Genomic DNA, 21,943 nt, shown 5'->3' on the forward strand with positions numbered 1-21,943 from the left:
ATACTGAATGCAGCATTCGATTAAATAGATGGCTTGCGTGGATGGGGTTGTTCCCGCGCCACGGTGAGGAACGGGTCCACCAAGGCAGGCCGCGCGGTGCCGCGGCGCCAGGCCAGGCCCACATCGAGGGTCTGGCTGAGGTCGGCGATCGGCCGCGCTTCAATAATGTCGCCTTCCAGGGACCACGGCCTGTAGGTCATGTCCGGCTGGATCGACACGCCCAGGCCTGCAGCCACCAGGCTGCGCACCGCCTCGGTCGAGGCCGTACGCAACGTGATGCGCGGTTGCAACCCTGCGCTGGTCCACAGACGTTGAGCGTTGTGGCCCATTTCGTCGACATTCAGCTGGATCAACGGCTCACGGGCCACATCGGCGAGGTTGATGCTGTCGTGTTCCAGCAGCGGATGTTGCGCCGGCAGCCAGAGGCGGTGGGGCGAGTGGGTCAGTACCTCGGTTTGCAGGGCGTGGCGGTCTTCCAGGTTGGAGAGGATGAGCACGCCCACGTCGATTTCACCGCTGACCAGCAAATGCTCGATGTACGGGCGCTCATCCTCCATTACGCGAATTTCGACATTGGGGTAAGCGCGCTGGAAACGGGTGAGCAAGTCCGCCAGGTAATAGCCGGCCACCAGGCTGGTGACGCCGATGATCAACTGCCCGGCCACTTGATCGGTGCTCTGCTGCAGGCTGCGCTTGGCATTGTCGACGGTGGCGAGAATCAAGTGCGCCTGGCGCAGAAACTGATGGCCCTGGTGGGTCAGGGTCATGCCCTTGGCGTGGCGATTGAACAGGTTGACGCCGATTTCCTGCTCCAATTGCTGGATCGCCAGGGTCAGGGTGGACTGGGAGATAAACGCGGTTTGCGCGGCGGCAGAGATCGAGCCGGTCTCGGCCACGGCGATAAAGTGCCGGATTTGGCGCAGGGTCATCATGCTGGAATTACCCGTGGGGTATTTTTATCGATGCGTCTGAGTGTATATCGATTTAAGCGAATGGCCGTCGCAAGCTTCAGACTGCGGGTGTGGCGTTACATCTGGAAGCACTATAGATCAGGGCTTTTTGGCACTTAGTTTTACGCTGGAGGCCTATTGGTCCTATGAACCCAAGTGTCTGGAGGCTTTTATGAACACCCGTGGATTGCTCGATCAGTTGCTCAAGTCCGGCCAGGACATGTTGCAAAACAAGGCTGGCGGCCAAGGTAAGGGCCAGGACAAAGGCGCCTTGGGCGGCCTGCTCGGTGGTGGCGGGCTGGGCAGCCTGCTTGGCGGCGCAGGGGGAGGCGCCCTGGCGGCGGGTGCCATGGGGCTGCTGATGGGCAACAAGAAGGCGCGCAAATTTGGCGGCAAGGCCCTGACCTACGGCGGTTTGGCCGCATTGGGTGTCATCGCCTACAAGGCCTATGGCAACTGGCAGGCCAATCAGGCCAGCGCCCCCCAAGGCGAGCCGCAAACCATCGACCGCCTGCCGCCGGCTCAGGCCGAACTGCACAGCCAGGGCATCCTCAAGGCGCTGGTCGCGGCGGCCAAAGCCGACGGGCATGTGGACGAGCGTGAGCGCGAGCTGATCGAGGGCGAGTTCACCAAACTGGACAACGACCGCGAACTGCACAACTGGCTGCACGCCGAACTCAATAAACCGCTGGACCCGGCCGACGTGGCGCGAGCCGCCGGCACGCCGGAAATGGCCGCCGAGATGTATATCGCCAGCGTGATGCTGGTGGACGAAGAGAACTTTATGGAGAAGGCGTATCTGGATGAATTGGCTCGTCAACTCAAGCTGGAGCCGGGCTTGAAGCTGGAGCTGGAAAAGCAAGTACGGCTTAACCAATAGGCGCGGGTGTACGCAAAACTTACGATGTGGCAGGGGGCTTGCTCCCGATGAGGGCGTGTCAGTGAGATTTGTTTAACTGACCTGCCGCCATCGGAAGCAAACCTACCTCCATAGTTGCATTGGCAACCGTCCAACAAGTACAGCGCCGTCCATTTCCAGCCCTCCGAGCGCAGCAGCCTTTAGTACGAACGCCATGCGTTGACCCATATCGGCAAGATTAACGAAAAGGCATTTTCTGTTCATGGATGTACCCAGGGTTTGCCTAAGCTCAGCTTGATGAGATAACGCTCTTCGTTGGGATACCGGTCATCCTTGAATCGATTAACCACCATCATCAATTGGTATTTTTCACCAGCCTGCCAGTATGACGTTGCGCCCTGATACACGTCCCTCAATCGGGCACGCCATTCGGGTGTGTCAACGAAGGGGGGATCGTATTCGACTCGGATGGGTACCCAGCCGCCTTTACGCCATTGCTCCTGTAAATCCAACATGACCTTTATTGTGTCGTCGAGCTGTAGCGGTTCGATTTGAGGGGACATGCGGACGTTGCGTACCAACTGATCATCGAAGCCTATCGTGAAGAAACGGGCCAGTGGGGTTGTGAATCCATATTGCGGATCAATGAAACGAAGGCGTGCATCGGTTTTTGGGATCCTGAACCAGTGGCGTCCGGGAATGGTTGAATCAATGCGTGCGCTGGAGCGTTGCCGCATGTTTTCCCAGGGCTCGCCAAGCGTCAGTGCGATTTCCGGTTCATCAGCAACGTGGTGTATTGCTACCCATGAGAGGAGTAGAGCAACCAACAATCCCAGTCCGCAACGGCGCCAACTTATCTGCAAGTTCCGACTCATCGAACGCCTTTACCGTCAGCGATATCTTCCAGCGTCTGTTCGATCTGATGTCGCTGAGGGCCATGTAGCAACTTGTCAAACTGTTCGGCGGCCTTCAGCACGAACGACATGCGTTGACCCACATCGGCAAGGTTAACCAAAGGGCATTTGCTGTTCATGGATGTACCCAGGGTTTGCCTAAGCTCAGCTTGATGAGATAACGCTCTTCGTTGGGATGCCGGTCATCCTTGAATCGATTAACCACCATCATCAATTGGTATTTTTCACCAGCCTGCCAGTATGACGTTGCGCCCTGATACACATCCCTCAATCGGGCACGCCATTCGGGTGTGTCAACGAAGGGGGGATCGTATTCGACTCGGATGGGTATCCAGCCGCTCTTACGCCATTGCTCCTGTAAATCCAACATGACCTTTATTGTGTCGTCGAGCTGTAGCGGTTCGGTCTGGGGGGACATACTCAGATCTGCAACCCGCATGTCGTCGTATCTAATCATGAAGAAACGAGCCGTCGGGGTTATGAATCCATACTGGGAATCTATGAAGCGCAGGCGAGCATCAGATCTCGGTAATGTTCCCCAGTACTGTCCGGGAATAGCTGGACCAATATTTGCGCTGGAGCGCTGGCGCATATCTTCCCAGGGTTCGCCTAGTCTTAACGCTATTTCCGGATCGTCCGAACCGAGGCGTATCGTTACCCATACGAGAAGTATGGCAACGATCAGCCCCAGTCCACCTTGTCGCCAACTTACTCGTGCGCTCCTCCTCAGTTGCTGCGCCGCCTCGTACTCCGCCTGAATTTTCTCGATGGCGTCAGCCGCATGCAGCAAGCCGCACCCCACCTGCTTGGATGCAAACGCCGCAAGGCCCGCCCACTGAAAACGGTTGTCGAGCCGCCAGAGCTGAGCGTAAGCAGAGTTGATCACGCGGTTGCGCTGCCTGGGATCGGCGATCAGCGTGCCGCTTGGCGCGACAATGTCTTCTGCCTGCTGCTGGTAGAAGCGCCAATTGCGTTCGCAGGAAGATTCGAGCATCTCGCTGAATGCTGGAGTGGTGGGCCGTGAGGCCGAGGTGGACATGGTGCGAGGCATTGTCGCTGGAGCTTGCAATGGGGGCGATACAGGGGCGGCTTTGCTGTGTACCGAAGTGTCTTCGCGAGTAATGGTCTGATACCACTCCAACTGGTTGGCAATCAGGCGAGGGGCCGGGTCGCATTTGCACAAACAGAGATCATCCGAAAGCGCAACGTTTCGCCCATGTGCTTCCATTTTAAGCCGCGGGTCGACACAAACGATGGCGCCTGCGGTCTGGCACACCGGGCAAAGCACCTGATGCCCTTCAAGGGCAATTTCTACCCCTTTGATGCCGAAGCTTTTCAAACCGTCGACCACTGTACCGCCAGCAGTGGTTTTGGCGCCTCGTGTAATTAAATAGCGTCGCATGCCAGATATGTCTTTTTGTTAACTGGGACCAGCACGCTAGGGGAGGCGACAAGAACCGGGTAGTCGGACATTTCCTGGTGTGGTGTAGGGTGGTTCTGCAATCACCCTTCGGCGTTTTTTGTATTCTGCGAGCGCCCCTATAAAAACCGGTTGATTAATAAGGCCTTGCGCTCGGCTATACTCCCCTCCATTTGAATGGCCCTCCGAGGAATAACTGTGAAGAACTGGACCTTGCGCCAACGCATCCTGGCAAGTTTTGCGGTCATTATCGCCATCATGCTGTTAATGGTTGTGGTCTCCTATTCACGGTTGATGAAAATCGAATCCAGCCAGGAAGCCGTGCGTGACGACGCGGTGCCGGGGGTTTATCTGAGTTCGATGATCCGCAGCGCGTGGGTCGATAGCTATCTGATGACCATCGATATCATTGGTCTGCGTGACGAAAAAACCTTCACCGGCAGCGACAGGGCCGACTACAACTCCTTCGAAGCGCGCATTGAACAGCAGATGGCCAACTATGAGCACACGGTTCATAACCAGGCTGATCGCATGGAATTCGATAATTTCAAGGCCGCCCACCTCACCTACAACAAGGTGCTCAAGCAGGTGATCGAGCGCATCGAAGCCGACGACCTGGCAGCCGCGCGCCAGTTGCTCGAAGAGCAGTTGACGCCGATCTGGGTCGAAGGCCGCATGAAGCTCAATGACATCATCACCGAAAACAAAGCCGTGTCCGACAATGCGACGGCCGCCATCGACGAGGCGGTATCGTCTGCCAAAATCAGCATGTTCGTGTCGCTGGCCGTGGCCATCCTGGCCGCCGGCCTGTGCGGCCTGCTGCTGATGCGCACGATCATGGCGCCGATGCAGCGCATTGTCGAAATCCTCGACATCATGCGCACCGGTGACCTGAGCAAGCGCCTGAACCTTGCGCGCAAGGACGAATTCAACGCGGTGGAAACCGGCTTCAACGACATGATGACCGAACTCACGGCCCTGGTGTCTCAGGCCCAGCGTTCGTCGGTGCAGGTCACAACCTCGGTGACCGAGATTGCTGCCACGTCCAAGCAGCAACAGGCCACCGCCACCGAAACTGCGGCGACCACCACCGAAATCGGCGCCACATCGCGGGAAATCGCGGCAACCTCCAAAGACCTCGTGCGCACCATGACCGAAGTGTCCACCGCTGCCGATCAGGCATCGGTGGCCGCCGGCTCCGGCCAGCAGGGCCTGGCGCGCATGGAAGAAACCATGCATTCAGTGATGGGCGCCGCCGACCTGGTGAACGCCAAGCTGGCGATCCTTAATGAGAAGGCCAGCAACATCAATCAGGTGGTGGTGACCATCGTCAAGGTCGCCGACCAGACCAACCTGTTGTCCCTCAATGCGGCGATCGAGGCCGAAAAGGCCGGTGAATACGGTCGCGGTTTCGCCGTGGTCGCCACCGAAGTACGGCGCCTGGCCGACCAGACCGCCGTGGCGACCTACGACATCGAACAGATGGTGCGCGAAATCCAGTCAGCGGTCTCGGCGGGCGTGATGGGCATGGACAAGTTTTCTGAGGAGGTGCGCCGCGGCATGTTCGAGGTGCAGCAAGTGGGCGAGCAACTGTCGCAGATCATCCATCAGGTGCAGGCCCTGGCGCCTCGGGTGTTGATGGTCAACGAAGGCATGCAGGCCCAGGCCACCGGCGCCGAGCAGATCAACCATGCCCTGGTGCAACTGGGCGATGCCAGCAGCCAGACCGTGGAGTCACTGCGCCAGGCCAGCTTTGCGATCGATGAGCTGAGTCAGGTGGCGGTCGGTCTGCGCGGCGGCGTATCGCGTTTCAAAGTCTGATGAGCGACCTGGCGGCTAGACGCGGCACCGTGCCGGCAGCGAAAAAGGCATTGTTCCTGGTGTTTCACATCGGCAGCGAACGTTATGCCGTGAAGGCCACCGAAGTGGCCGAGGTGCTGCCGTGCCTGCCGCTCAAGCCGATTGCTCATGCGCCGCATTGGGTGGCGGGCATCTTTGCCCATCGCGGGGCGATGGTGCCGGTGATCGACCTCAGCGCCTTGACCTTCGGCACGGCCGCCCAGGCCCGCACCAGCACCCGGCTGGTATTGGTCAATTACCAGCCGCATCCCTGGAGCGAGGCGCGCCGGCTGGGGTTGATCCTAGAACAGGCCACCGACACCCTGCGTTGTGACCCGGCGGACTTTCAGCCCTATGGCCTGGATAACCGTGACGCGCGCTACCTGGGGCCGGTGCGCGAAGACGCATTGGGCCTGATGCAGTGGATCGGCGTGAATGACGTGCTGACCGATGACGTACGCGCGCTGTTATTTTCTGACGAGCTGAGCGTATGAGTAACGACCCGCGCTTCTTTGCCTTCTTGAAAGAACGTATCGGCCTGGACGTCGCGTCGGTCGGCGAGGCCATCATCGAGCGCGCGGTGCGCCAGCGCAGCCAGGCGGTGCAGGCACACAGCGCCGCTGAATACTGGCAGCACCTGCAAAGCTCCCACGATGAGCAGCAAGCGCTGATCGAAGCGGTGATCGTCCCCGAAACCTGGTTTTTCCGTTACCCCGAATCCTTTGCGACCCTGGCCCGACTGGCCAAGGCGCGCCTGGCCGAGATCAATCAGATGCGTGCGCTGCGCATCCTCAGCCTGCCGTGCTCCACCGGCGAAGAACCCTATTCGATCGCCATGGCCTTGCTGGATGCAGGCATTGCGCCGCATCAGTTCAAGGTGCTGGGCCTGGACGTCAGCCCGCTGTCGGTGGAGCGCGCCAGACGCGGGGTGTATGGCAAAAACTCCTTTCGTGGCAGCGATATAGCTTTTCGTGAGCGCCATTTCACGGAGTCTGGCGACGGTTATCACATCGCCGACCGGGTGCGCGAGCAAGTACGCCTGCAAGTTGGCAACCTGCTCGACCCGACGCTGCTGGCGAACGAACCCAGCTATGACTTCGTGTTCTGCCGCAACCTGTTGATCTACTTCGACCAGCCGACCCAGAAACAAGTGTTTGATGTGCTCAAAGAGCTGACCCACGTGGACGGTGTGCTGTTTATCGGCCCCGCGGAGGGCAGCCTGTTGGGGCGCCACGGCATGCGCTCGATTGGCGTGCCGCAGTCGTTTGCCTTCAGCCGGCACGCCGAGCCTGTGGTAGCTGAACCGCTGTTCGTGCCTAATCCCGTGCTCCCGCGCAGTGCGGCACCGATCCCCGTCAAGCCGCGACCGTTCAGTACGGTCAGTGCCCAGGTGGTACCGATCAAGGCGTCATCGTCCGATGCCGGTGCCTTGCTCAGCCGCATCGCTACCCTGGCCAACGAGGGCAAAAGTGCCGAGGCCCGTGCCGCGTGCGAACAGTATCTGAACAGCTACCCGCCGGCCGCCCAGGTGTTCTTCTGGCTGGGGCTGCTCAGCGACGTGGCCGGCAGTGCCCTGCAAGCCCAGGGGTTTTACCGAAAAGCCTTGTACCTGGAACCCCAGCATCCGCAGGCCTTGATGCACCTGGCTGCGTTGCTCGAATCTCAGGGCGACAGCGAGGGGGCGCGCCGTATGCAGGCGCGCGCCGCCCGTAGTGAGCGAGCTGACAGTGAGTCCAAACGATGAATAGCACCGAGGCGCTCGACACTGGCGGCCTGACCCTGATCGATAGCCAGGCCATCGACGATTGCTGGAACCGTATCGGTATTCACGGTGACAAATCGTGCCCGCTGCTGGCCGACCATATTCACTGCCGCAACTGTGCGGTGTATTCGGCGGCCGCCACGCGGCTGCTGGACCGGTACGCCTTGCAGCAGGACGATCGGCGTCCGGTCACGGCGGTCGAGGTCGACGAAGACATCGTCACGCGCTCCCTGCTGATGTTCCGCCTCGGTGAAGAATGGCTCGGCATTGCCACGCGCTGCCTGGTGGAAGTGGCGCCGTTGCAACCGATTCACTCGCTGCCGCATCAGCGCTCACGGGCATTGCTCGGGGTGGCCAATGTGCGTGGCGCGCTGGTGGCGTGTCTGTCACTGGTCGAGCTGCTGGGCCTGGAGCAGACCGCTAACGCCACAGGCAGTGGCCGGATCATGCCGCGCATGTTGATCATCGCGGCCGACGACGGCCCGGTGGTGGTGCCGGTGGACGAAGTGGACGGCATCCACGCCATCGATGAACGCACGTTGCAGGCGGCATCGGCGTCCGGTACCCAGGCCAGCGCGCGCTTCACCCAAGGTGTCTTGCCGTGGAAGGGCCGCAGCCTGCGCTGGCTGGACGAGGCGCAAGTGTTGTCCGCCGTGACCCGGAGCCTTACATGACCCCCGATCAGATGCGCGATGCCTCGCTGCTGGAACTGTTCAGCCTGGAAGCCGACGCGCAGACCCAGGTGCTCAGCGCCGGCCTGCTGGCGCTTGAACGTAACCCGACCCAGGCCGACCAGCTCGAAGCGTGCATGCGCGCGGCCCATTCGCTCAAGGGCGCGGCCCGTATCGTGGGGGTGGACGCCGGCGTCAGCGTGGCGCATGTGATGGAGGACTGCCTGGTCAGTGCCCAGGAAAGTCGCTTGTACCTGCAGCCCGAACATATCGACGCGTTGCTGCAGGGCACCGACCTGCTGATGCGCATCGCCACGCCGGGTAACAACGTGGGGCCGGCGGACATCGAGGCGTATGTGGCGCTGATGGAGCGCCTGCTCGACCCGACGCAACCGACCGCCCGCGTCGCGCCACCGCCCGCCGCGCCAGTGCCGGTGGTTGAAGCACTGCCGGCGGAACCGGAACCCGCGCCACCGGTGGCCAGCGACCCGCCGCGTCAGAACAAGCGCATGACCGAAGGCGGCGAGCGCGTATTGCGCGTGACCGCCGAGCGCTTGAACAGCCTGTTGGACTTGTCCAGTAAGTCCCTGGTGGAAACCCAGCGGCTCAAGCCTTACCTGGCGAGCATGCAGCGCCTCAAACGCATTCAAAGCCAGAGTGTGCGTGCCCTGGACACCCTGGACGGCCAGCTCAAGACCCTGGGGCTGAACCTCGAAGCCCAGGAAGCCCTGGCCGACACCCGGCGCTTGTTGAGCGAGGCCCAAGCTCTGCTGGCGGAAAAAGCCGCCGAGCTGGATGAGTTTGGCTGGCAGGCCGGGCAACGCGCCCAGGTGCTCTACGACACCGCGCTGGCCTGTCGGATGCGCCCGTTTGCCGATGTGCTGGCCGGGCAGGTGCGCATGGTGCGCGACCTGGGGCGCAGCCTCGGCAAGCAAGTGCGTCTTGAGATCGAAGGCGAGAAAACGCAAGTCGACCGTGACGTCCTGGAAAAGCTCGAAGCGCCCCTCACGCACTTGTTGCGTAATGCTGTTGATCACGGCATCGAAATGCCCGAGCAGCGCCTGCTGGCGGGCAAACCGGCCGAAGGGGTGATCCGCCTGCGTGCGTCCCACCAGGCCGGCCTGCTGGTGCTGGAGCTGAGCGACGATGGTAATGGCGTCGACCTGGAACGCCTGCGCGCCAGCATTGTCGATCGCCACCTTTCCACCGTGGAAACCGCGCTGAGCCTGAGTGAAGAAGAGCTGCTGACGTTCCTGTTCCTGCCGGGGTTCAGCCTGCGTGACAAGGTCACCGAAGTGTCCGGTCGCGGTGTCGGGCTGGATGCGGTGCAGCACATGGTGCGCCAGTTGCGCGGCGCGGTGGTGCTGGAGCAGGCGGCGGGGCAGGGCAGTCGTTTCCACCTGGAAGTGCCGCTGACCCTGTCGGTGGTGCGCAGCCTGGTGGTGGAGGTCGGCGAAGAGGCCTACGCCTTCCCACTGGCGCATATCGAACGTATGTGCGATCTGGCGCCCGACGACATCGTGCAGTTGGAAGGTCGCCAGCATTTCTGGCACGAAGGCCGGCATGTCGGCCTGGTCGCCGCCAGCCAGTTATTGCAGCGCCCTGCGGGGCAGAACAATGACGAGACCTTGAAGGTGGTGGTGATCCGCGAGCGCGACGCGGTGTACGGTATTGCCGTGGAACGCTTTATCGGCGAGCGCACCCTGGTGGTGTTGCCGCTGGATGCCCGCCTGGGCAAGGTCCAGGATATTTCCGCCGGCGCGTTGCTGGACGATGGCTCGGTGGTGTTGATCGTCGATGTGGAAGACATGCTGCGCTCGGTGGACAAGCTGCTCAACACCGGCCGCCTGGAACGCATCGCCCGGCGCAGCCAGCAGGCCAGCGAGGCGCCGCGCAAGCGCGTGCTGGTGGTGGACGACTCGCTCACGGTGCGCGAATTGCAACGTAAATTGCTGCTTAATCGCGGTTACGAAGTCGCCGTGGCGGTCGATGGCATGGATGGCTGGAATGCCCTGCGCTCCGAAGACTTCGACCTGTTGATCACTGACATTGATATGCCTCGCATGGACGGTATTGAATTGGTCACACTCTTGCGCCGTGATACTCGCCTGCAATCGTTGCCGGTGATGGTGGTGTCGTACAAAGACCGTGAAGAGGACCGTCGACGGGGCCTGGACGCCGGCGCCGATTACTACCTGGCCAAAGCCAGTTTCCACGATGACGCGCTGCTGGACGCCGTGGTGGAACTGATTGGAGACGCGCGGGCATGAGAATAGCCATCGTCAATGACATGCCCCTGGCGGTTGAAGCGTTGCGCCGGGCCTTGAGCTTCGAGCCCGCGCACCAAGTGGTGTGGGTGGCCGGCAATGGCCTGGACGCCGTGCAGCGCTGCGCCGAGCTGACTCCGGACCTGATCCTGATGGACTTGATCATGCCGGTGATGGATGGCGTCGAGGCCACGCGGCAGATCATGGCCCAGACGCCATGTGCGATTTTGCTGGTGACGGTCGACCGCCAGGCCAACATGGGCCGGGTGTTCGAAGCCATGGGCCATGGCGCGCTGGACGTGGTGGACACGCCGGCCCTGGGCGTGGGCAACCCCAAGGATGCGGCGGCGCCGTTACTGCGCAAAATCCTCAACATCGGCTGGCTGATCGGCCAGCGCGGCAGTCGTGTACGGGCTGAAACCGCGCCTGCACGAGGTACCGGCCAACGCCAAAGCCTGGTGGCTATCGGCTCCTCGGCGGGCGGTCCGGCAGCCCTGGAAATCCTGCTCAAAGGCTTGCCCCGTGACTTTTCTGCCGCCATTGTGCTGGTTCAGCACGTGGACCAGGTGTTCGCCGCCGGCATGGCCGAGTGGCTGAGCAGCGCCTCCGGCCTGCCGGTGCGCCTGGCCTGTGAAGGCGAACCGCCGCAAAGCGGGGTGGTGTTGCTGGCAGGTACCAACCACCATATTCGGTTACTCAAGAACGGTACGCTGGCCTATACCGCTGAGCCGGTGAACGAAATTTACCGGCCTTCAATCGACGTATTTTTCGAAAGCGTGGCCAGCCACTGGAGTGGCGATGCGGTCGGCGTACTGCTGACCGGTATGGGGCGCGATGGGGCTCAAGGCCTCAAGCTGATGCGGGAACAAGGATATTTGACCATCGCCCAGGACCAGCAAAGCTGCGCGGTGTATGGCATGCCCAAAGCGGCGGCGGCAATTGATGCTGCTGTTGAAATTCGCCCACTGGATAGGATTGCGCCCCGATTGCTGGAGATCTTCGCAAAATGAGCATGATCTTCGGCAATGCTGGCTTGCAGGTGGTAATTCAGGTAACTGCACATGAATGATTTACAGATCGACGACATCAAGACCGACGAAAACGCCGCCATGGTGTTGCTGGTCGACGACCAGGCCATGATCGGCGAAGCCGTGCGGCGTGGCCTGGCCCATGAAGAGAATATCGACTTTCACTTCTGCGCCGATCCGCACCAGGCGATCGCCCAGGCTATCCGCATCAAACCGACGGTCATCCTGCAGGATCTGGTCATGCCCGGCCTGGACGGCCTGACCCTGGTGCGCGAATACCGCAACCACCCGGCCACGCAGAATATCCCGATCATCGTGCTTTCCACCAAGGAAGACCCGTTGATCAAGAGCGCGGCGTTCTCGGCGGGGGCCAACGATTATCTGGTCAAACTGCCGGACAACATCGAACTGGTGGCGCGCATCCGCTATCACTCGCGCTCCTACATGACGCTGTTGCAGCGCGATGCCGCCTACCGTGCCCTGCGGGTCAGCCAGCAACAGTTGCTGGACACCAACCTGGTGCTGCAACGGCTGATGAACTCCGATGGCCTGACCGGGCTGTCCAACCGTCGCCACTTCGACGAATACCTGGAACTGGAATGGCGCCGCGCCATGCGCGACCAGGCCCAGCTGTCGTTGCTGATGATCGATGTGGACTTTTTCAAGACCTATAACGACAGCTTCGGTCATGTCGAGGGTGACGAAGCCCTGCGTAAAGTCGCCACCACCATCCGTGAGGCCAGCAGCCGTCCTTCTGACCTGCCGGCGCGTTATGGCGGCGAAGAATTCGCCCTGGTGCTGCCCAACACGTCGCCAGGCGGCGCGCGACTGGTGGCCGAAAAACTGCGCATGGCCGTTGCTTCGCTGAAAATCCCGCATATTGCACCGGCCGAGGGTTCCAGCCTGACCGTCAGTATCGGCCTGTCGACCATGACACCCGTGCAAGGCACCGATTACCGGCAACTGATCCTGGCGGCGGACAAGGGGCTCTATACGGCCAAGCACAATGGACGCAATCAGGTCGGCATCGAGTAATGCCGCGCGCCGCAGCGGGCCCGCCGCAGCGAGCAGTCTTGCCGTGAAGAACAAGCTCTCTGTGGCGAGCAGGCTTGCCCTGCGCCGGGCTGCGTGGCAGCCCCCTCTCACCCGTGGCGCCGAATCGCCCATCCGTTCGTAGACAACCCCCGCCTTTTCGCCAAGCGGGCTGCCGTTTCACCCCGTTTGCCGTTATACTCGCCGGCTTTCAAAAGTTCGCCAACGAGTGCTGCCCGCCATGGAAATCAACCCGATCCTTAACACCATCAAGGACCTGTCCGAGCGCTCCGAAACTATTCGGGGGTATCTTTGACTACGATCAAAAGCATGAGCGTCTGACCGAAGTCAATCGCGAGCTTGAAGATCCGAGTGTCTGGAACAAACCCGAATATGCCCAGGAACTGGGCCGCGAGCGCTCTGCCCTGGCGCAGATCGTCGACACCCTCGACGAACTGAACACCGGTCTGGCCGATTGCCGTGACCTGCTGGACATGGCCGTCGAAGAAGACGACGAAGGCGCAGTGGGCGATGTCGTCGCCGAGCTGGCCCGTCTCGAGGAAAACCTCGCCAAGCTTGAATTCCGCCGCATGTTCAGTCACGAAATGGACCCGAACAACGCCTACCTGGACATCCAGGCCGGCTCCGGTGGCACCGAAGCCCAGGACTGGGCCAACATCCTGCTGCGCATGTACCTGCGCTGGGCCGACAAACGCGGCTTCGACGCGACCATCATGGAGCTGTCGGCCGGTGAAGTCGCCGGTATCAAAGGCGCAACGGTGCACATCAAGGGTGAATACGCCTTTGGCTGGTTGCGCACCGAGATCGGTGTACACCGCCTGGTGCGCAAAAGCCCGTTCGACTCCGGCAACCGTCGCCACACCTCGTTCTGCGCGGTGTTCGTCTCGCCAGAGATCGACGACAAGGTGGAAATCGAGATCAACCCGGCCGACCTGCGTATCGACACCTACCGCTCCTCCGGTGCCGGTGGTCAGCACGTAAACACCACCGACTCGGCCGTACGTATCACCCACGTACCGACCAACACCGTGGTCAGCTGCCAGAACGAACGTTCCCAGCACGCCAACAAGGACACCGCCATGAAAATGCTGCGGGCCAAGTTGTACGAGCAGGAAATGCAGAAGCGCAACGCCGCTTCCCAGGCGCTGGAAGACACCAAGTCGGATATCGGCTGGGGCCACCAGATCCGCTCTTACGTACTCGATGCGTCGCGGATCAAGGATCTGCGCACTAACATCGAACGCAGCGACTGCGACAAGGTGCTCGACGGTGATATCGACGAGTACCTGGAAGCCAGCTTGAAATCGGGGCTGTAAACCGTCAGCCAAGACCTTAAGTCCCCCGCCACCAGTGGGGGCAACGAACCTGTGATGGAATTTCAAAAGACATGAGCGACCAACAACTCGACCCGCAAGCCCTGCAACAGGAAGAAAACTCCCTGATCGCCCTGCGCAAGGAAAAGCTTGCTGCCGAGCGCGCCAAGGGCAACGCCTTCCCCAACGACTTCCGTCGCGAGAACTACTGCGATGCGTTGCAGAAGCAGTACGCGGACAAGACCAAGGAAGAGCTGGCAGAGGCTGCGATCCCGGTCAAGGTGGCAGGTCGCATCATGCTCAACCGTGGCTCGTTCATGGTGATCCAGGACATGACCGGTCGCATTCAGGTCTACGTCAACCGTAAAACCCTGTCCGAAGAAACCCTGGCCGCGGTGAAAACCTGGGACATGGGCGACATCATCGCCGCCGAAGGCACCCTGGCCCGTTCCGGCAAGGGCGACCTGTACGTCGAGATGACCAGCGTGCGCCTGCTGACCAAGTCGCTGCGCCCGTTGCCGGACAAGCACCACGGCCTGACCGACACCGAGCAGCGCTACCGCCAGCGCTACGTTGACCTGATCGTCAACGAAGACGTACGCCATACCTTCCGCGTGCGTTCGCAAGTCATTGCCCACATCCGCAGCTTCCTGATGGCGCGTGACTTCCTCGAAGTGGAAACGCCGATGCTGCAAACCATCCCCGGTGGTGCCGCGGCCAAGCCATTCGAAACTCACCACAATGCGCTGGACATGGAAATGTTCCTGCGTATCGCGCCTGAGTTGTACCTCAAGCGCCTGGTGGTCGGCGGCTTCGAGAAGGTGTTCGAGATCAACCGCAACTTCCGTAACGAAGGCGTCTCGACCCGTCACAACCCTGAATTCACCATGTTGGAGTTCTACCAGGCGTACGCCGACTACGAAGACAACATGGACCTCACCGAAGAACTGTTCCGCGAACTGGCGCAACTGGTCCTGGGCAGCACCGACGTGCCGTACGGCGACAAGGTGTTCCACTTCGGCGAACCGTTCGTGCGCCTGTCGGTTTTCGATTCGATCCTCAAGTACAACCCTGAACTGACCGCTGACGACCTCAACGACATCGACAAGGCCCGTGCCATTGCCAAGAAAGCCGGCGCCAAGGTGCTGGGCTTCGAAGGTCTGGGCAAGCTGCAAGTGATGATTTTCGAAGAGTTGGTGGAGCACAAGCTGGAACAGCCGCACTTCATTACCCAGTACCCGTTCGAAGTGTCGCCGCTGGCGCGCCGCAACGACGACAACCCGAACGTCACCGACCGTTTCGAGCTGTTCATCGGCGGCCGCGAAATCGCCAACGCCTACTCCGAGCTTAACGACGCGGAAGATCAGGCCGAACGCTTCATGGCCCAGGTGGCCGACAAGGACGCCGGCGACGACGAAGCCATGCACTACGATGCCGACTTTGTACGTGCCCTGGAATACGGCATGCCGCCAACCGCGGGTGAAGGCATCGGTATCGACCGTCTGGTGATGTTGCTGACGGATTCGCCGTCGATCCGCGACGTAATCCTGTTCCCGCACATGCGGCCGCAAGCGTAACCTTAGTGAAATCCGAAGCCGCCTTTATAAGGCGGCTTTTTTATGGGGCGTTAATAAGCGTCAAGCAAACAGCGCCAGGTTTTGATCTATTCAAGGATGTGTGTCGTGAACCGCGTAATGGCTCAAGAAGGCGCCGCCGGCATTGCTGCTGCCGTGGCTGAAAGCGTCCAGTACCAGGGCCGTAAGGCCAGCCGTCGGGGCAGTGAGCAACGCAGGCAGGACATTCTCGATGCGGCCATGCGCATCGTGGTGCGCGACGGCGTGCGAGCCGTGCGCCATCGCGCTGTGGCGGCCGAGGCGGGGGTGCCGTTGTCGGCCACCACTTATTACTTCAAAGACATCGATGACCTGCTCACCGATACCTTCGCCCTATACGTCGAACGCAGCGCCGCGTTCATGGGCAAGTTGTGGGTGCGTAACGAAGGCCTGCTGCGCGAGATGGTTGCCTATGGCGATGGCAGCGCCGAATCGCGCTCGCAATTGGCCGATGACATCGCGCGGCTGACCGTCGACTACGTGCTGCGCCAACTGACCCACCGTCGCGATTACCTGATGGCTGAAATGGCTTTTCGCCAGGAAGCCCTGTTAAACCCGCGTCTGGCGGAACTGGTGCGTTCTCACCAGCAAATCCTGTTGCAGGGCACGGGGCAGTTTTTCCAGGTATTGGGCTCTCGCGAGCCGCAACAGGACGCCAAGGTGTTGACGGCGATTATCAGTCGGATGGAATATCAGGGCCTGTTGGGCGGCGCAGAGCCGCTGACCGGTGACGAGATGCTTGAGATCCTCAAGCGTTACATGCATTTGGTGTTGGCCTCGGTCTGACACCGGGGGATGTCCGATGAAAACCTGGCGTGTCGCGCTGATCGCCTTGTCGTTCCTGCTGCTGGGCGGTTGCCTGGTGACGTTCAAGGAGCCGCTGGCGAACCCTGAGGCGGCGCCAAGTGAACTGCTGGGCCGCTGGGCCAGCAAGAATGCCTGGGGGGAGCCGCTCAACCTGCGCATCACCCGTGTGGGTAAGCACCGTTACAAAGCCGTGAGCTACCCTGAAGCCACGCCGCGCCAGCGCGATGAATACCTGTTCACGGTGTCGCGCCATGGCAACCGTTGGTACTTGTCGGCGCCGTTACCGGTCAGGTTCGGCGGGCATTTTATCCTGGCCGGGTTTGAGTTCGACGAAAAGCATGAATTGGTGGTCTACACCCTCGACCTGGAACAGATCCGCCAGGCCATCGGCCAACAGCTGTTGCAGGGCCACGCCGCAGAGACGGTCGAAGGCGACGGCGTGTTGCTGGACAGCCCCATGGACCAGGTGTTTGCTTACCTGGATAACCCGGCCAATGCCGATGTGTTCGTTGAAGCCGTGCGCTACCGGCGCGCGGGCAAATAACGTTTAAAGAAGGAAACCCCGGTGGACGATTACCAGCAGACGATACGCAGCCTGTCCGATCGCATTGTGCTGGCACAAACACCGATTCGCGTCCTTGACGCTGTGAAGTGGGACGAGAACATTCGTCAAGGGTTCCTCAAGGCCAAGGGCAAGGCGATGCCTGCCGTGGACCGCGACTACTACCTGAACCGGCCGCTGTCGTTCGATTCCAGTGCAGTCAAGCTGGAGTTCCAGAACATCGAGCGTGACATCACCCGCCGCCTCGGCCAGTTCAGCCCGGTGGGGCAGATCATGCGCCGCATGTGCCGTGAATACCGCATGGTGGTGCGCATGCTCGAAGCCCGTGGCACCGAGGATTTCGGCCTGATCTCCCAAGAGCTCTACGGCGCCGCCTCCGACGCCTTCCACGCCGGCGACCCGACCCTGGCCGACCTGGGCCTGATGCTCTCCGACTACCTGAACAATATCGACGGCCGTGGCGACCTTAAGGACGAGGCCAAGACCCTTACCGCCAAGGACGCCGTCGCGCTGCTGCAAACCCGCCTGAACAAGGTGTTTGGCGAGGCGGAAGAAACCATCCGCGTGTTCGAGTCCGACGGGATCGTCGCCGATGCTGCGGCCGGTGCCGACTACATCAAGATCCGCGCCGACGCGATGTTCAACAGCCGTGACGTACGCGCCCTGGAAGTGCACGAAGGCCTGGTCCACGTCGGCACCACCCTCAATGGCCAGAACCAGCCGATCTGCACCTTTCTGTCCAAGGGCCCGCCTTCGTCCACCGTGACCCAGGAAGGCCTGGCGATTCTGATGGAGATCATCACCTTTGCCTCCTACCCCAGTCGCCTGCGCAAACTGACCAACCGCACCCGCGCTATTCATATGGTGGAGGAGGGCGCCGATTTCCTGCAGGTGTTCGAGTTCTTCCGTGAGCAGGGCTTTGAAATGGCTGAAAGCTATGGCAACGCCAGCCGGGTATTTCGCGGTTCGGTGCCCAATGGCCTGCCGTTTACCAAGGATTTGTCCTACCTCAAGGGCTTTATCATGGTCTACAACTACATCCAGCTGGCCGTTCGAAAGGGCAAGCTGGAACAAGTGCCGCTGCTGTTCTGCGGCAAGACCACCCTGGAAGACATGCGCACCCTGCGCCAATTGGTCGATGAAGGCCTGGTGGTGCCGCCCAAGTACCTGCCCGAGCAGTTCCGCGACATGAACGCACTGGCGGCGTGGATGTGTTTCTCCAACTTCCTCAACCACCTGAGCCTGGATCGGATCGAGGCGGATTACTCGAATATCCTTTAGGAGATTTGCTGAAGGAACCGGGTCAATGTGTGGGAGCGAGCAAGCCCGCTCCCCTCATGAATCTGCAGATTTCAACTCAATTACGAGGCTTCAACGGATGAGAATCCTCGGCATTCTGTGCCTGCTACTCACTTTGAACGGTTGCAGCTCGCTGCTGTTCTACCCCGAACCTGGCCTGCCGTTCACCCCGGAAAAAGCCCGGCTGGCGTACCGCGACGTCACCCTCACCACCGCCGATGGCGTGAAGCTGCACGCCTGGTGGCTGCCGGCCAAGGCCGGCGTGCCGGTCAAAGGTACGGTGCTGCACCTGCATGGCAACGGCGGCAACCTGGCCTGGCATCTGGGCGGCAGTTGGTGGCTGCCCGAGCAGGGTTATCAAGTGCTGCTGCTGGACTATCGCGGCTACGGGCTGTCGCAGGGCAAACCGTCATTGCCGGCGATTTATCAGGACGTGGATGCGGCCTTCAGCTGGATCGACAACGCCCCCGAAGCCCAGGGCCAGCCGCTGATCGTGTTGGGCCAAAGCCTGGGGGGCGCGCTGGCCGTGCACTACCTGGCCGAACACCCGGCGCGGCAGGCCAGGCTCAAGGCCCTGGTGCTCGACGGCGTGCCTGCCAGTTATCGTGACGTAGGACAATTCGCCCTCAGCACCTCCTGGTTAACATGGCCGTTTCAGGTGCCCTTGTCCTGGCTGGTGCCCGACAGTGACAGTGCAATCAATGCCATGCCCCAACTGACCGGCGTGCCGAAACTGCTGTTCCATAGCCTGGATGATCCGATTGTGCCCCTGGCCAACGGCATCCGCCTGTACAAGGCCGCGCCGCCACCTCGGGTGCTGCAGTTGACCCGGGGCGGACATGTGCAGACCTTTGCCGACAAGACCTGGCAAACCGTGATGCTGCGCTATCTGGACGACCCGCAGCACTTCAATGGCCTGCGGCGTCTGGGCGAAATTCCGAATTACCCACTTCCTAAAGTCGATTCATCAGAGAGCCCGCAATGAGCGAAGAACGCAACATGATCCCGCTGATCCTCACTGGCATCGGCACCATCATCGGCACCGTCGGCTGCCTGTGGTACTACGGCTACCTGCACTTCGCCAAACCGGAAGACGCCTTGCTGCTCAGCGACTTCACCATGCTCAAGACCGTACCCGGTGAGGACTACAAGATCTCCCTGACCCCGGCGGCCCAGGTGGCGCAGTGCGTCGATGGTGTGCTGGTGATGTTTGACACTGAGCAAAAGGGTCTGAGCGGCGTGCTGGTGAACAACAAGAAGCAAGCGGTGCGCTGCATGGGGCAGGAAACGCCGCAATTGCAGCAATAGCGCTTTCATTGCATCCGTTCGCTTGGAATTTCTGGAACCGTTATTCGTAAGTCGCCACTGACTGACTTGTCGGTGTGACTCACGCACACCTTACGAATACGGAACGCTGGAGAGAGAAGATGGATATTAGTGCTATAGGCAAAATGCTTGGCATGGCCCGGGGCCACGAGCGTCTGGAGCGGGAAACCGCTCAGTGTCGCGAGCGTTCAGGGGGTTGCGGCAGTCAGCTTGATGAGGATCAGATCAAGCAGATGTTCGCGGGACGCAAAGGTCTTGAGGCGATGCTGCCGGACAGTGACAACGGTCGTAAGGTCGACGCCTGACAGGCAAAAAAAACCCACCGTGAGGTGGGTTTTTTTCAGCTTCGATCAATCAGTTCGTCATGGACGAACGTGGTTTGACCGGCTGGTTGTCGTTGGAGATGGTCACTTCAACGCGGCGGTTCATCGCACGGCCCGACACGCTGCCGTTGTCGGCAACCGGGTATTCCTTGCCGTAGCCGGTGGTCACGATGCGGCGTGGATCGACGCCCATCTTGATCAGCGCCACTTGTACCGAAGCGGCACGGCGCTCGGACAGGCTCTGGTTGTAGGCATCGCTGCCGGTGCTGTCGGTGTAGCCTTCAACGATCACCTGGCGATCCGGGTTTTCCTGGAGGAACTGCGCCAGTTTGTTGATGTTCACCAGACCGCTGGATTTCAGGTCGGCCTTGTTGGTGGCAAACAGCACATCACCAAAGGTCACCAGCGTACCGCGATCGGTTTGCTTGGCGTTCAGGCTGTCTTGCAGTTGCTTGATCTGCGCGTCACGGGCGTCCAGCAAGGCACGGGCACGTTCGTCGCCGGCATTTTTCAGCTTGGCTTCGGATTCGCGCAGCGCGATGGTGTCTTTGGCCACTTCAACGCGCTGGTTGGTCAGGTAGGCCAGTTGGTCGACCTTCTTCTGGTCTTCCTTGTCGCGGTAGGCTTTGTCAGCCTTGTCCAGCCAGTCTTGCGCGTCCTTGGTTTCCAGGGCCGCTACTTTCGTGGCGTTAGGGTTCGATTGCAGGGCCGAGAAGTTGGTCCGTGCATTTTCCAGGTTCGCGTTGGGTGGCGTGGAGCAGGCCGCCAGGGCAACGCTCATCGCCAGCAGGGCAGGGATCATCAATTGTTTACGCATAGTCGTGTCGTCCTTTCAATTCGATATCAGGTGCGATGCAGTCAAGGGGCGGCGGCTTATTTCTGCTGGATAGCAGCCGGGCGCATGCCTTCCTTGCGCAACTCATCAACGGCCTTCTGAGAATCCTTCACCGCCTGCTCAGCCTTGGCGGCCTGGGCCTTGCGCTCTGCAACGCGGGCGTCCCACTCGGCTTGTTCGGCCAGGCGACGGGCCTCTTCGTAGTTCTTGTCGTGCATGGCGATTTCAGCTTGCTTGAGCTTGTCCTGCGCCGACTTCATTTCCACAGCCGCATACTCGGTGCCGCCGGCGCTCACAGCGCTGTTCACCGCAGACTGCGTGACCGCGTATTGCTCGGTCGGAGGATTGCCGGCGCAGCCAGCCAGAACGAAGCTGGTGCCGATTGCCAGCGCGGCCAATTTAAGCCCGCGCAAGTGGTTAAACGTGGATTTGGCAGTGCTGGTCTTCATCGTCTTCAACTCCATTGGATAACTCCTGAAAAACTTCAACATCCATCGTAGGTGGTCAGCGGTGGCGGGCCTGGCGGTTAGCGCATGGCACCGATTCAAACGGCTGTTCCAAGTGATGGCTTACTTGGTGTGACCGGCGGCTTTTTTGAATAGTTCAGCGAAGATGGCTATTTGCCTAAAAAAATAACTGACTGAATGGTCAGCCTGAAAATTTGGAACTTTTGCTGCGCGCAACGGTACGCCGGACCTTTGGGAGGCCCAGCGTACAGGGGGATTTATGGGGGTATCAGTGCTTGGGTTTGTCGACGCCGGTCGATAAATCGTGCAGGTAGCGGCGGGACAACGTGAGAAAGCGCGGGGTAGGGCCGACGTCTTCGTACAGCGGGTCGCCCTCTTCATCGGTGGCGATCACCTGCTGGCCCTTGATATACGGAAAACTGGCTTCCAGCTCTTCAAGGGCAGCCCCGATCAGCTCGCCGAGCAGTTCCTCGGGGTGGCGCTTGGGGTACATTTCGGCGATGGCCGCCAGCCGTGCGGCCGCTTCGACATCCAGGTGGATGGCGTATTCGGTCTTTGTCAGACGCCCTGTGGCGTTCTCTTCCCAGTGCTGGGCCAGTTCTCGAATTTTCATGGCAACCTCAATAGAACCCACG

At 60.7% G+C, this 21,943-nt stretch carries 23 protein-coding genes; 16 read left to right on the forward strand and 7 right to left on the reverse strand.

Going from position 1 to position 21,943, the window contains the following annotated elements:
• Positions 1–20: 20 nt before the first annotated feature.
• On the reverse strand, positions 21–932 hold the full coding sequence (locus KZX66_RS02425) for a LysR family transcriptional regulator (RefSeq protein ID WP_248075791.1): 912 nt from the start codon (positions 930–932) through the stop codon (positions 21–23).
• Positions 933–1,122: 190 nt separating this feature from the next.
• Here KZX66_RS02425 and KZX66_RS02430 point away from each other — a divergent pair, with 190 nt between their 5' ends.
• A complete protein-coding gene (locus KZX66_RS02430; RefSeq protein ID WP_248075793.1) occupies positions 1,123–1,830 on the forward strand; it encodes a tellurite resistance TerB family protein in 708 nt (235 codons plus the stop codon).
• Positions 1,831–2,069: 239 nt separating this feature from the next.
• On the opposite strand, the gene KZX66_RS02435 is transcribed toward KZX66_RS02430, so the two are convergent.
• Genes KZX66_RS02435 through KZX66_RS02445 form a run of 3 tightly spaced genes read right to left on the reverse strand, consistent with a single transcriptional unit; the run spans position 2,070 to position 4,125 of the window.
• Positions 2,070–2,684 carry a hypothetical protein gene (locus KZX66_RS02435; RefSeq protein WP_248075795.1) on the reverse strand — a complete coding sequence of 205 codons (615 nt, stop codon included), beginning with the start codon at positions 2,682–2,684 and terminating at the stop codon, positions 2,070–2,072.
• The gene (locus KZX66_RS02440) at positions 2,681–2,842 is read right to left on the reverse strand and encodes a hypothetical protein (RefSeq protein ID WP_248075797.1); all 162 of its coding nucleotides are present in this window, start codon (positions 2,840–2,842) and stop codon (positions 2,681–2,683) included. The genes KZX66_RS02435 and KZX66_RS02440 overlap by 4 nt, the downstream gene beginning before the upstream one ends.
• Positions 2,839–4,125 (reverse strand): PAAR domain-containing protein, encoded by a 1,287-nt coding sequence (locus KZX66_RS02445; protein WP_248075799.1) that lies wholly within the window; start codon positions 4,123–4,125, stop codon positions 2,839–2,841. Before KZX66_RS02445 ends, KZX66_RS02440 begins: the two co-directional genes overlap by 4 nt.
• A 216-nt stretch (positions 4,126–4,341) precedes the next feature.
• Here KZX66_RS02445 and KZX66_RS02450 point away from each other — a divergent pair, with 216 nt between their 5' ends.
• The 15 genes from KZX66_RS02450 to KZX66_RS02520 all read left to right on the forward strand — a co-directional run bounded on the left by KZX66_RS02450 (position 4,342) and on the right by KZX66_RS02520 (position 19,988).
• The gene (locus KZX66_RS02450) at positions 4,342–5,964 is read left to right on the forward strand and encodes a methyl-accepting chemotaxis protein (RefSeq protein WP_248075806.1); all 1,623 of its coding nucleotides are present in this window, start codon (positions 4,342–4,344) and stop codon (positions 5,962–5,964) included.
• Positions 5,964–6,476 carry a chemotaxis protein CheW gene (locus KZX66_RS02455; protein ID WP_248075809.1) on the forward strand — a complete coding sequence of 171 codons (513 nt, stop codon included), beginning with the start codon at positions 5,964–5,966 and terminating at the stop codon, positions 6,474–6,476. The genes KZX66_RS02450 and KZX66_RS02455 overlap by 1 nt, the downstream gene beginning before the upstream one ends.
• Entirely contained in the window at positions 6,473–7,726 is a 1,254-nt protein-coding gene (locus KZX66_RS02460) for a protein-glutamate O-methyltransferase CheR (RefSeq protein WP_248075810.1), read from the forward strand. Before KZX66_RS02455 ends, KZX66_RS02460 begins: the two co-directional genes overlap by 4 nt.
• Complete coding sequence (locus tag KZX66_RS02465; protein ID WP_248075812.1) at positions 7,723–8,418, forward strand: chemotaxis protein CheW; 696 nt, start codon at positions 7,723–7,725, stop codon at positions 8,416–8,418. The genes KZX66_RS02460 and KZX66_RS02465 overlap by 4 nt, the downstream gene beginning before the upstream one ends.
• Positions 8,415–10,685: a hybrid sensor histidine kinase/response regulator gene (locus KZX66_RS02470; RefSeq protein WP_248075814.1), complete on the forward strand. Its 2,271-nt coding sequence runs from the start codon at positions 8,415–8,417 to the stop codon at positions 10,683–10,685. Before KZX66_RS02465 ends, KZX66_RS02470 begins: the two co-directional genes overlap by 4 nt.
• On the forward strand, positions 10,682–11,692 hold the full coding sequence (locus tag KZX66_RS02475; protein ID WP_248075817.1) for a chemotaxis response regulator protein-glutamate methylesterase: 1,011 nt from the start codon (positions 10,682–10,684) through the stop codon (positions 11,690–11,692). Before KZX66_RS02470 ends, KZX66_RS02475 begins: the two co-directional genes overlap by 4 nt.
• 51 nt (positions 11,693–11,743) lie before the next feature.
• On the forward strand, positions 11,744–12,745 hold the full coding sequence (locus tag KZX66_RS02480; protein ID WP_248075823.1) for a PleD family two-component system response regulator: 1,002 nt from the start codon (positions 11,744–11,746) through the stop codon (positions 12,743–12,745).
• A 238-nt stretch (positions 12,746–12,983) separates the two neighbouring features.
• A protein-coding gene (gene prfB / locus KZX66_RS02485; RefSeq protein ID WP_248075824.1) for a peptide chain release factor 2 occupies positions 12,984–14,079 on the forward strand; the annotation gives its coding sequence in 2 pieces (ribosomal slippage) (positions 12,984–13,055 and positions 13,057–14,079; 1,095 coding nt in all).
• Between the two features lie 71 nt (positions 14,080–14,150).
• Positions 14,151–15,653, forward strand: coding sequence for a lysine--tRNA ligase (lysS, locus tag KZX66_RS02490; RefSeq protein WP_248075825.1), 1,503 nt, complete (start codon positions 14,151–14,153; stop codon positions 15,651–15,653).
• 105 nt (positions 15,654–15,758) lie between these two features.
• A complete protein-coding gene (locus KZX66_RS02495) occupies positions 15,759–16,475 on the forward strand; it encodes a TetR family transcriptional regulator (protein ID WP_248075834.1) in 717 nt (238 codons plus the stop codon).
• Positions 16,476–16,491: 16 nt separating this feature from the next.
• Positions 16,492–17,040: a hypothetical protein gene (locus KZX66_RS02500; RefSeq protein WP_248075838.1), complete on the forward strand. Its 549-nt coding sequence runs from the start codon at positions 16,492–16,494 to the stop codon at positions 17,038–17,040.
• 21 nt (positions 17,041–17,061) lie between these two features.
• On the forward strand, positions 17,062–18,339 hold the full coding sequence (locus KZX66_RS02505; RefSeq protein WP_248075841.1) for a flavohemoglobin expression-modulating QEGLA motif protein: 1,278 nt from the start codon (positions 17,062–17,064) through the stop codon (positions 18,337–18,339).
• Between the two features lie 97 nt (positions 18,340–18,436).
• Positions 18,437–19,342, forward strand: coding sequence for an alpha/beta hydrolase (locus KZX66_RS02510; protein ID WP_248075844.1), 906 nt, complete (start codon positions 18,437–18,439; stop codon positions 19,340–19,342).
• Positions 19,339–19,665, forward strand: coding sequence for a hypothetical protein (locus KZX66_RS02515; protein ID WP_003172217.1), 327 nt, complete (start codon positions 19,339–19,341; stop codon positions 19,663–19,665). The genes KZX66_RS02510 and KZX66_RS02515 overlap by 4 nt, the downstream gene beginning before the upstream one ends.
• A gap of 119 nt (positions 19,666–19,784) precedes the next feature.
• Positions 19,785–19,988: a hypothetical protein gene (locus tag KZX66_RS02520; protein WP_248075846.1), complete on the forward strand. Its 204-nt coding sequence runs from the start codon at positions 19,785–19,787 to the stop codon at positions 19,986–19,988.
• 49 nt (positions 19,989–20,037) lie between these two features.
• On the opposite strand, the gene KZX66_RS02525 is transcribed toward KZX66_RS02520, so the two are convergent.
• The 3 genes from KZX66_RS02525 to KZX66_RS02535 all read right to left on the reverse strand — a co-directional run bounded on the left by KZX66_RS02525 (position 20,038) and on the right by KZX66_RS02535 (position 21,921).
• Positions 20,038–20,823 (reverse strand): OmpA family protein, encoded by a 786-nt coding sequence (locus KZX66_RS02525; RefSeq protein ID WP_248075856.1) that lies wholly within the window; start codon positions 20,821–20,823, stop codon positions 20,038–20,040.
• 56 nt (positions 20,824–20,879) lie between these two features.
• Positions 20,880–21,305, reverse strand: coding sequence for a DUF4398 domain-containing protein (locus KZX66_RS02530; RefSeq protein WP_248075859.1), 426 nt, complete (start codon positions 21,303–21,305; stop codon positions 20,880–20,882).
• Between the two features lie 271 nt (positions 21,306–21,576).
• Positions 21,577–21,921, reverse strand: coding sequence for a pilin assembly protein (locus KZX66_RS02535; protein ID WP_248075862.1), 345 nt, complete (start codon positions 21,919–21,921; stop codon positions 21,577–21,579).
• Positions 21,922–21,943: the final 22 nt, after the last annotated feature.

It is taken from the genome of Pseudomonas sp. EYE_354, from assembly GCF_023148575.1.
Taxonomy (GTDB): Bacteria; Pseudomonadota; Gammaproteobacteria; order Pseudomonadales; family Pseudomonadaceae; genus Aquipseudomonas.

What these genes read in the sequence shown, in the direction of transcription:
- KZX66_RS02460 (WP_248075810.1), top strand. Translation starts at nt 6,473, where the DNA reads ATGAGTAACGACCCGCGCTTCTTTGCCTTCTTGAAAGAACGTATCGGC.
- KZX66_RS02425 (WP_248075791.1), bottom strand. Translation starts at nt 932, where the DNA reads ATGATGACCCTGCGCCAAATCCGGCACTTTATCGCCGTGGCCGAGACC.
- KZX66_RS02480 (WP_248075823.1), top strand. Translation starts at nt 11,744, where the DNA reads ATGAATGATTTACAGATCGACGACATCAAGACCGACGAAAACGCCGCC.
- KZX66_RS02510 (WP_248075844.1), top strand. Translation starts at nt 18,437, where the DNA reads ATGAGAATCCTCGGCATTCTGTGCCTGCTACTCACTTTGAACGGTTGC.
- KZX66_RS02525 (WP_248075856.1), bottom strand. Translation starts at nt 20,823, where the DNA reads ATGCGTAAACAATTGATGATCCCTGCCCTGCTGGCGATGAGCGTTGCC.
- lysS (WP_248075825.1), top strand. Translation starts at nt 14,151, where the DNA reads ATGAGCGACCAACAACTCGACCCGCAAGCCCTGCAACAGGAAGAAAAC.
- KZX66_RS02515 (WP_003172217.1), top strand. Translation starts at nt 19,339, where the DNA reads ATGAGCGAAGAACGCAACATGATCCCGCTGATCCTCACTGGCATCGGC.
- KZX66_RS02445 (WP_248075799.1), bottom strand. Translation starts at nt 4,125, where the DNA reads ATGCGACGCTATTTAATTACACGAGGCGCCAAAACCACTGCTGGCGGT.
- KZX66_RS02435 (WP_248075795.1), bottom strand. Translation starts at nt 2,684, where the DNA reads ATGAGTCGGAACTTGCAGATAAGTTGGCGCCGTTGCGGACTGGGATTG.
- KZX66_RS02475 (WP_248075817.1), top strand. Translation starts at nt 10,682, where the DNA reads ATGAGAATAGCCATCGTCAATGACATGCCCCTGGCGGTTGAAGCGTTG.
- KZX66_RS02530 (WP_248075859.1), bottom strand. Translation starts at nt 21,305, where the DNA reads ATGGAGTTGAAGACGATGAAGACCAGCACTGCCAAATCCACGTTTAAC.
- KZX66_RS02440 (WP_248075797.1), bottom strand. Translation starts at nt 2,842, where the DNA reads ATGAACAGCAAATGCCCTTTGGTTAACCTTGCCGATGTGGGTCAACGC.
- KZX66_RS02470 (WP_248075814.1), top strand. Translation starts at nt 8,415, where the DNA reads ATGACCCCCGATCAGATGCGCGATGCCTCGCTGCTGGAACTGTTCAGC.
- KZX66_RS02455 (WP_248075809.1), top strand. Translation starts at nt 5,964, where the DNA reads ATGAGCGACCTGGCGGCTAGACGCGGCACCGTGCCGGCAGCGAAAAAG.
- KZX66_RS02465 (WP_248075812.1), top strand. Translation starts at nt 7,723, where the DNA reads ATGAATAGCACCGAGGCGCTCGACACTGGCGGCCTGACCCTGATCGAT.
- KZX66_RS02430 (WP_248075793.1), top strand. Translation starts at nt 1,123, where the DNA reads ATGAACACCCGTGGATTGCTCGATCAGTTGCTCAAGTCCGGCCAGGAC.
- KZX66_RS02535 (WP_248075862.1), bottom strand. Translation starts at nt 21,921, where the DNA reads ATGAAAATTCGAGAACTGGCCCAGCACTGGGAAGAGAACGCCACAGGG.
- KZX66_RS02500 (WP_248075838.1), top strand. Translation starts at nt 16,492, where the DNA reads ATGAAAACCTGGCGTGTCGCGCTGATCGCCTTGTCGTTCCTGCTGCTG.
- KZX66_RS02520 (WP_248075846.1), top strand. Translation starts at nt 19,785, where the DNA reads ATGGATATTAGTGCTATAGGCAAAATGCTTGGCATGGCCCGGGGCCAC.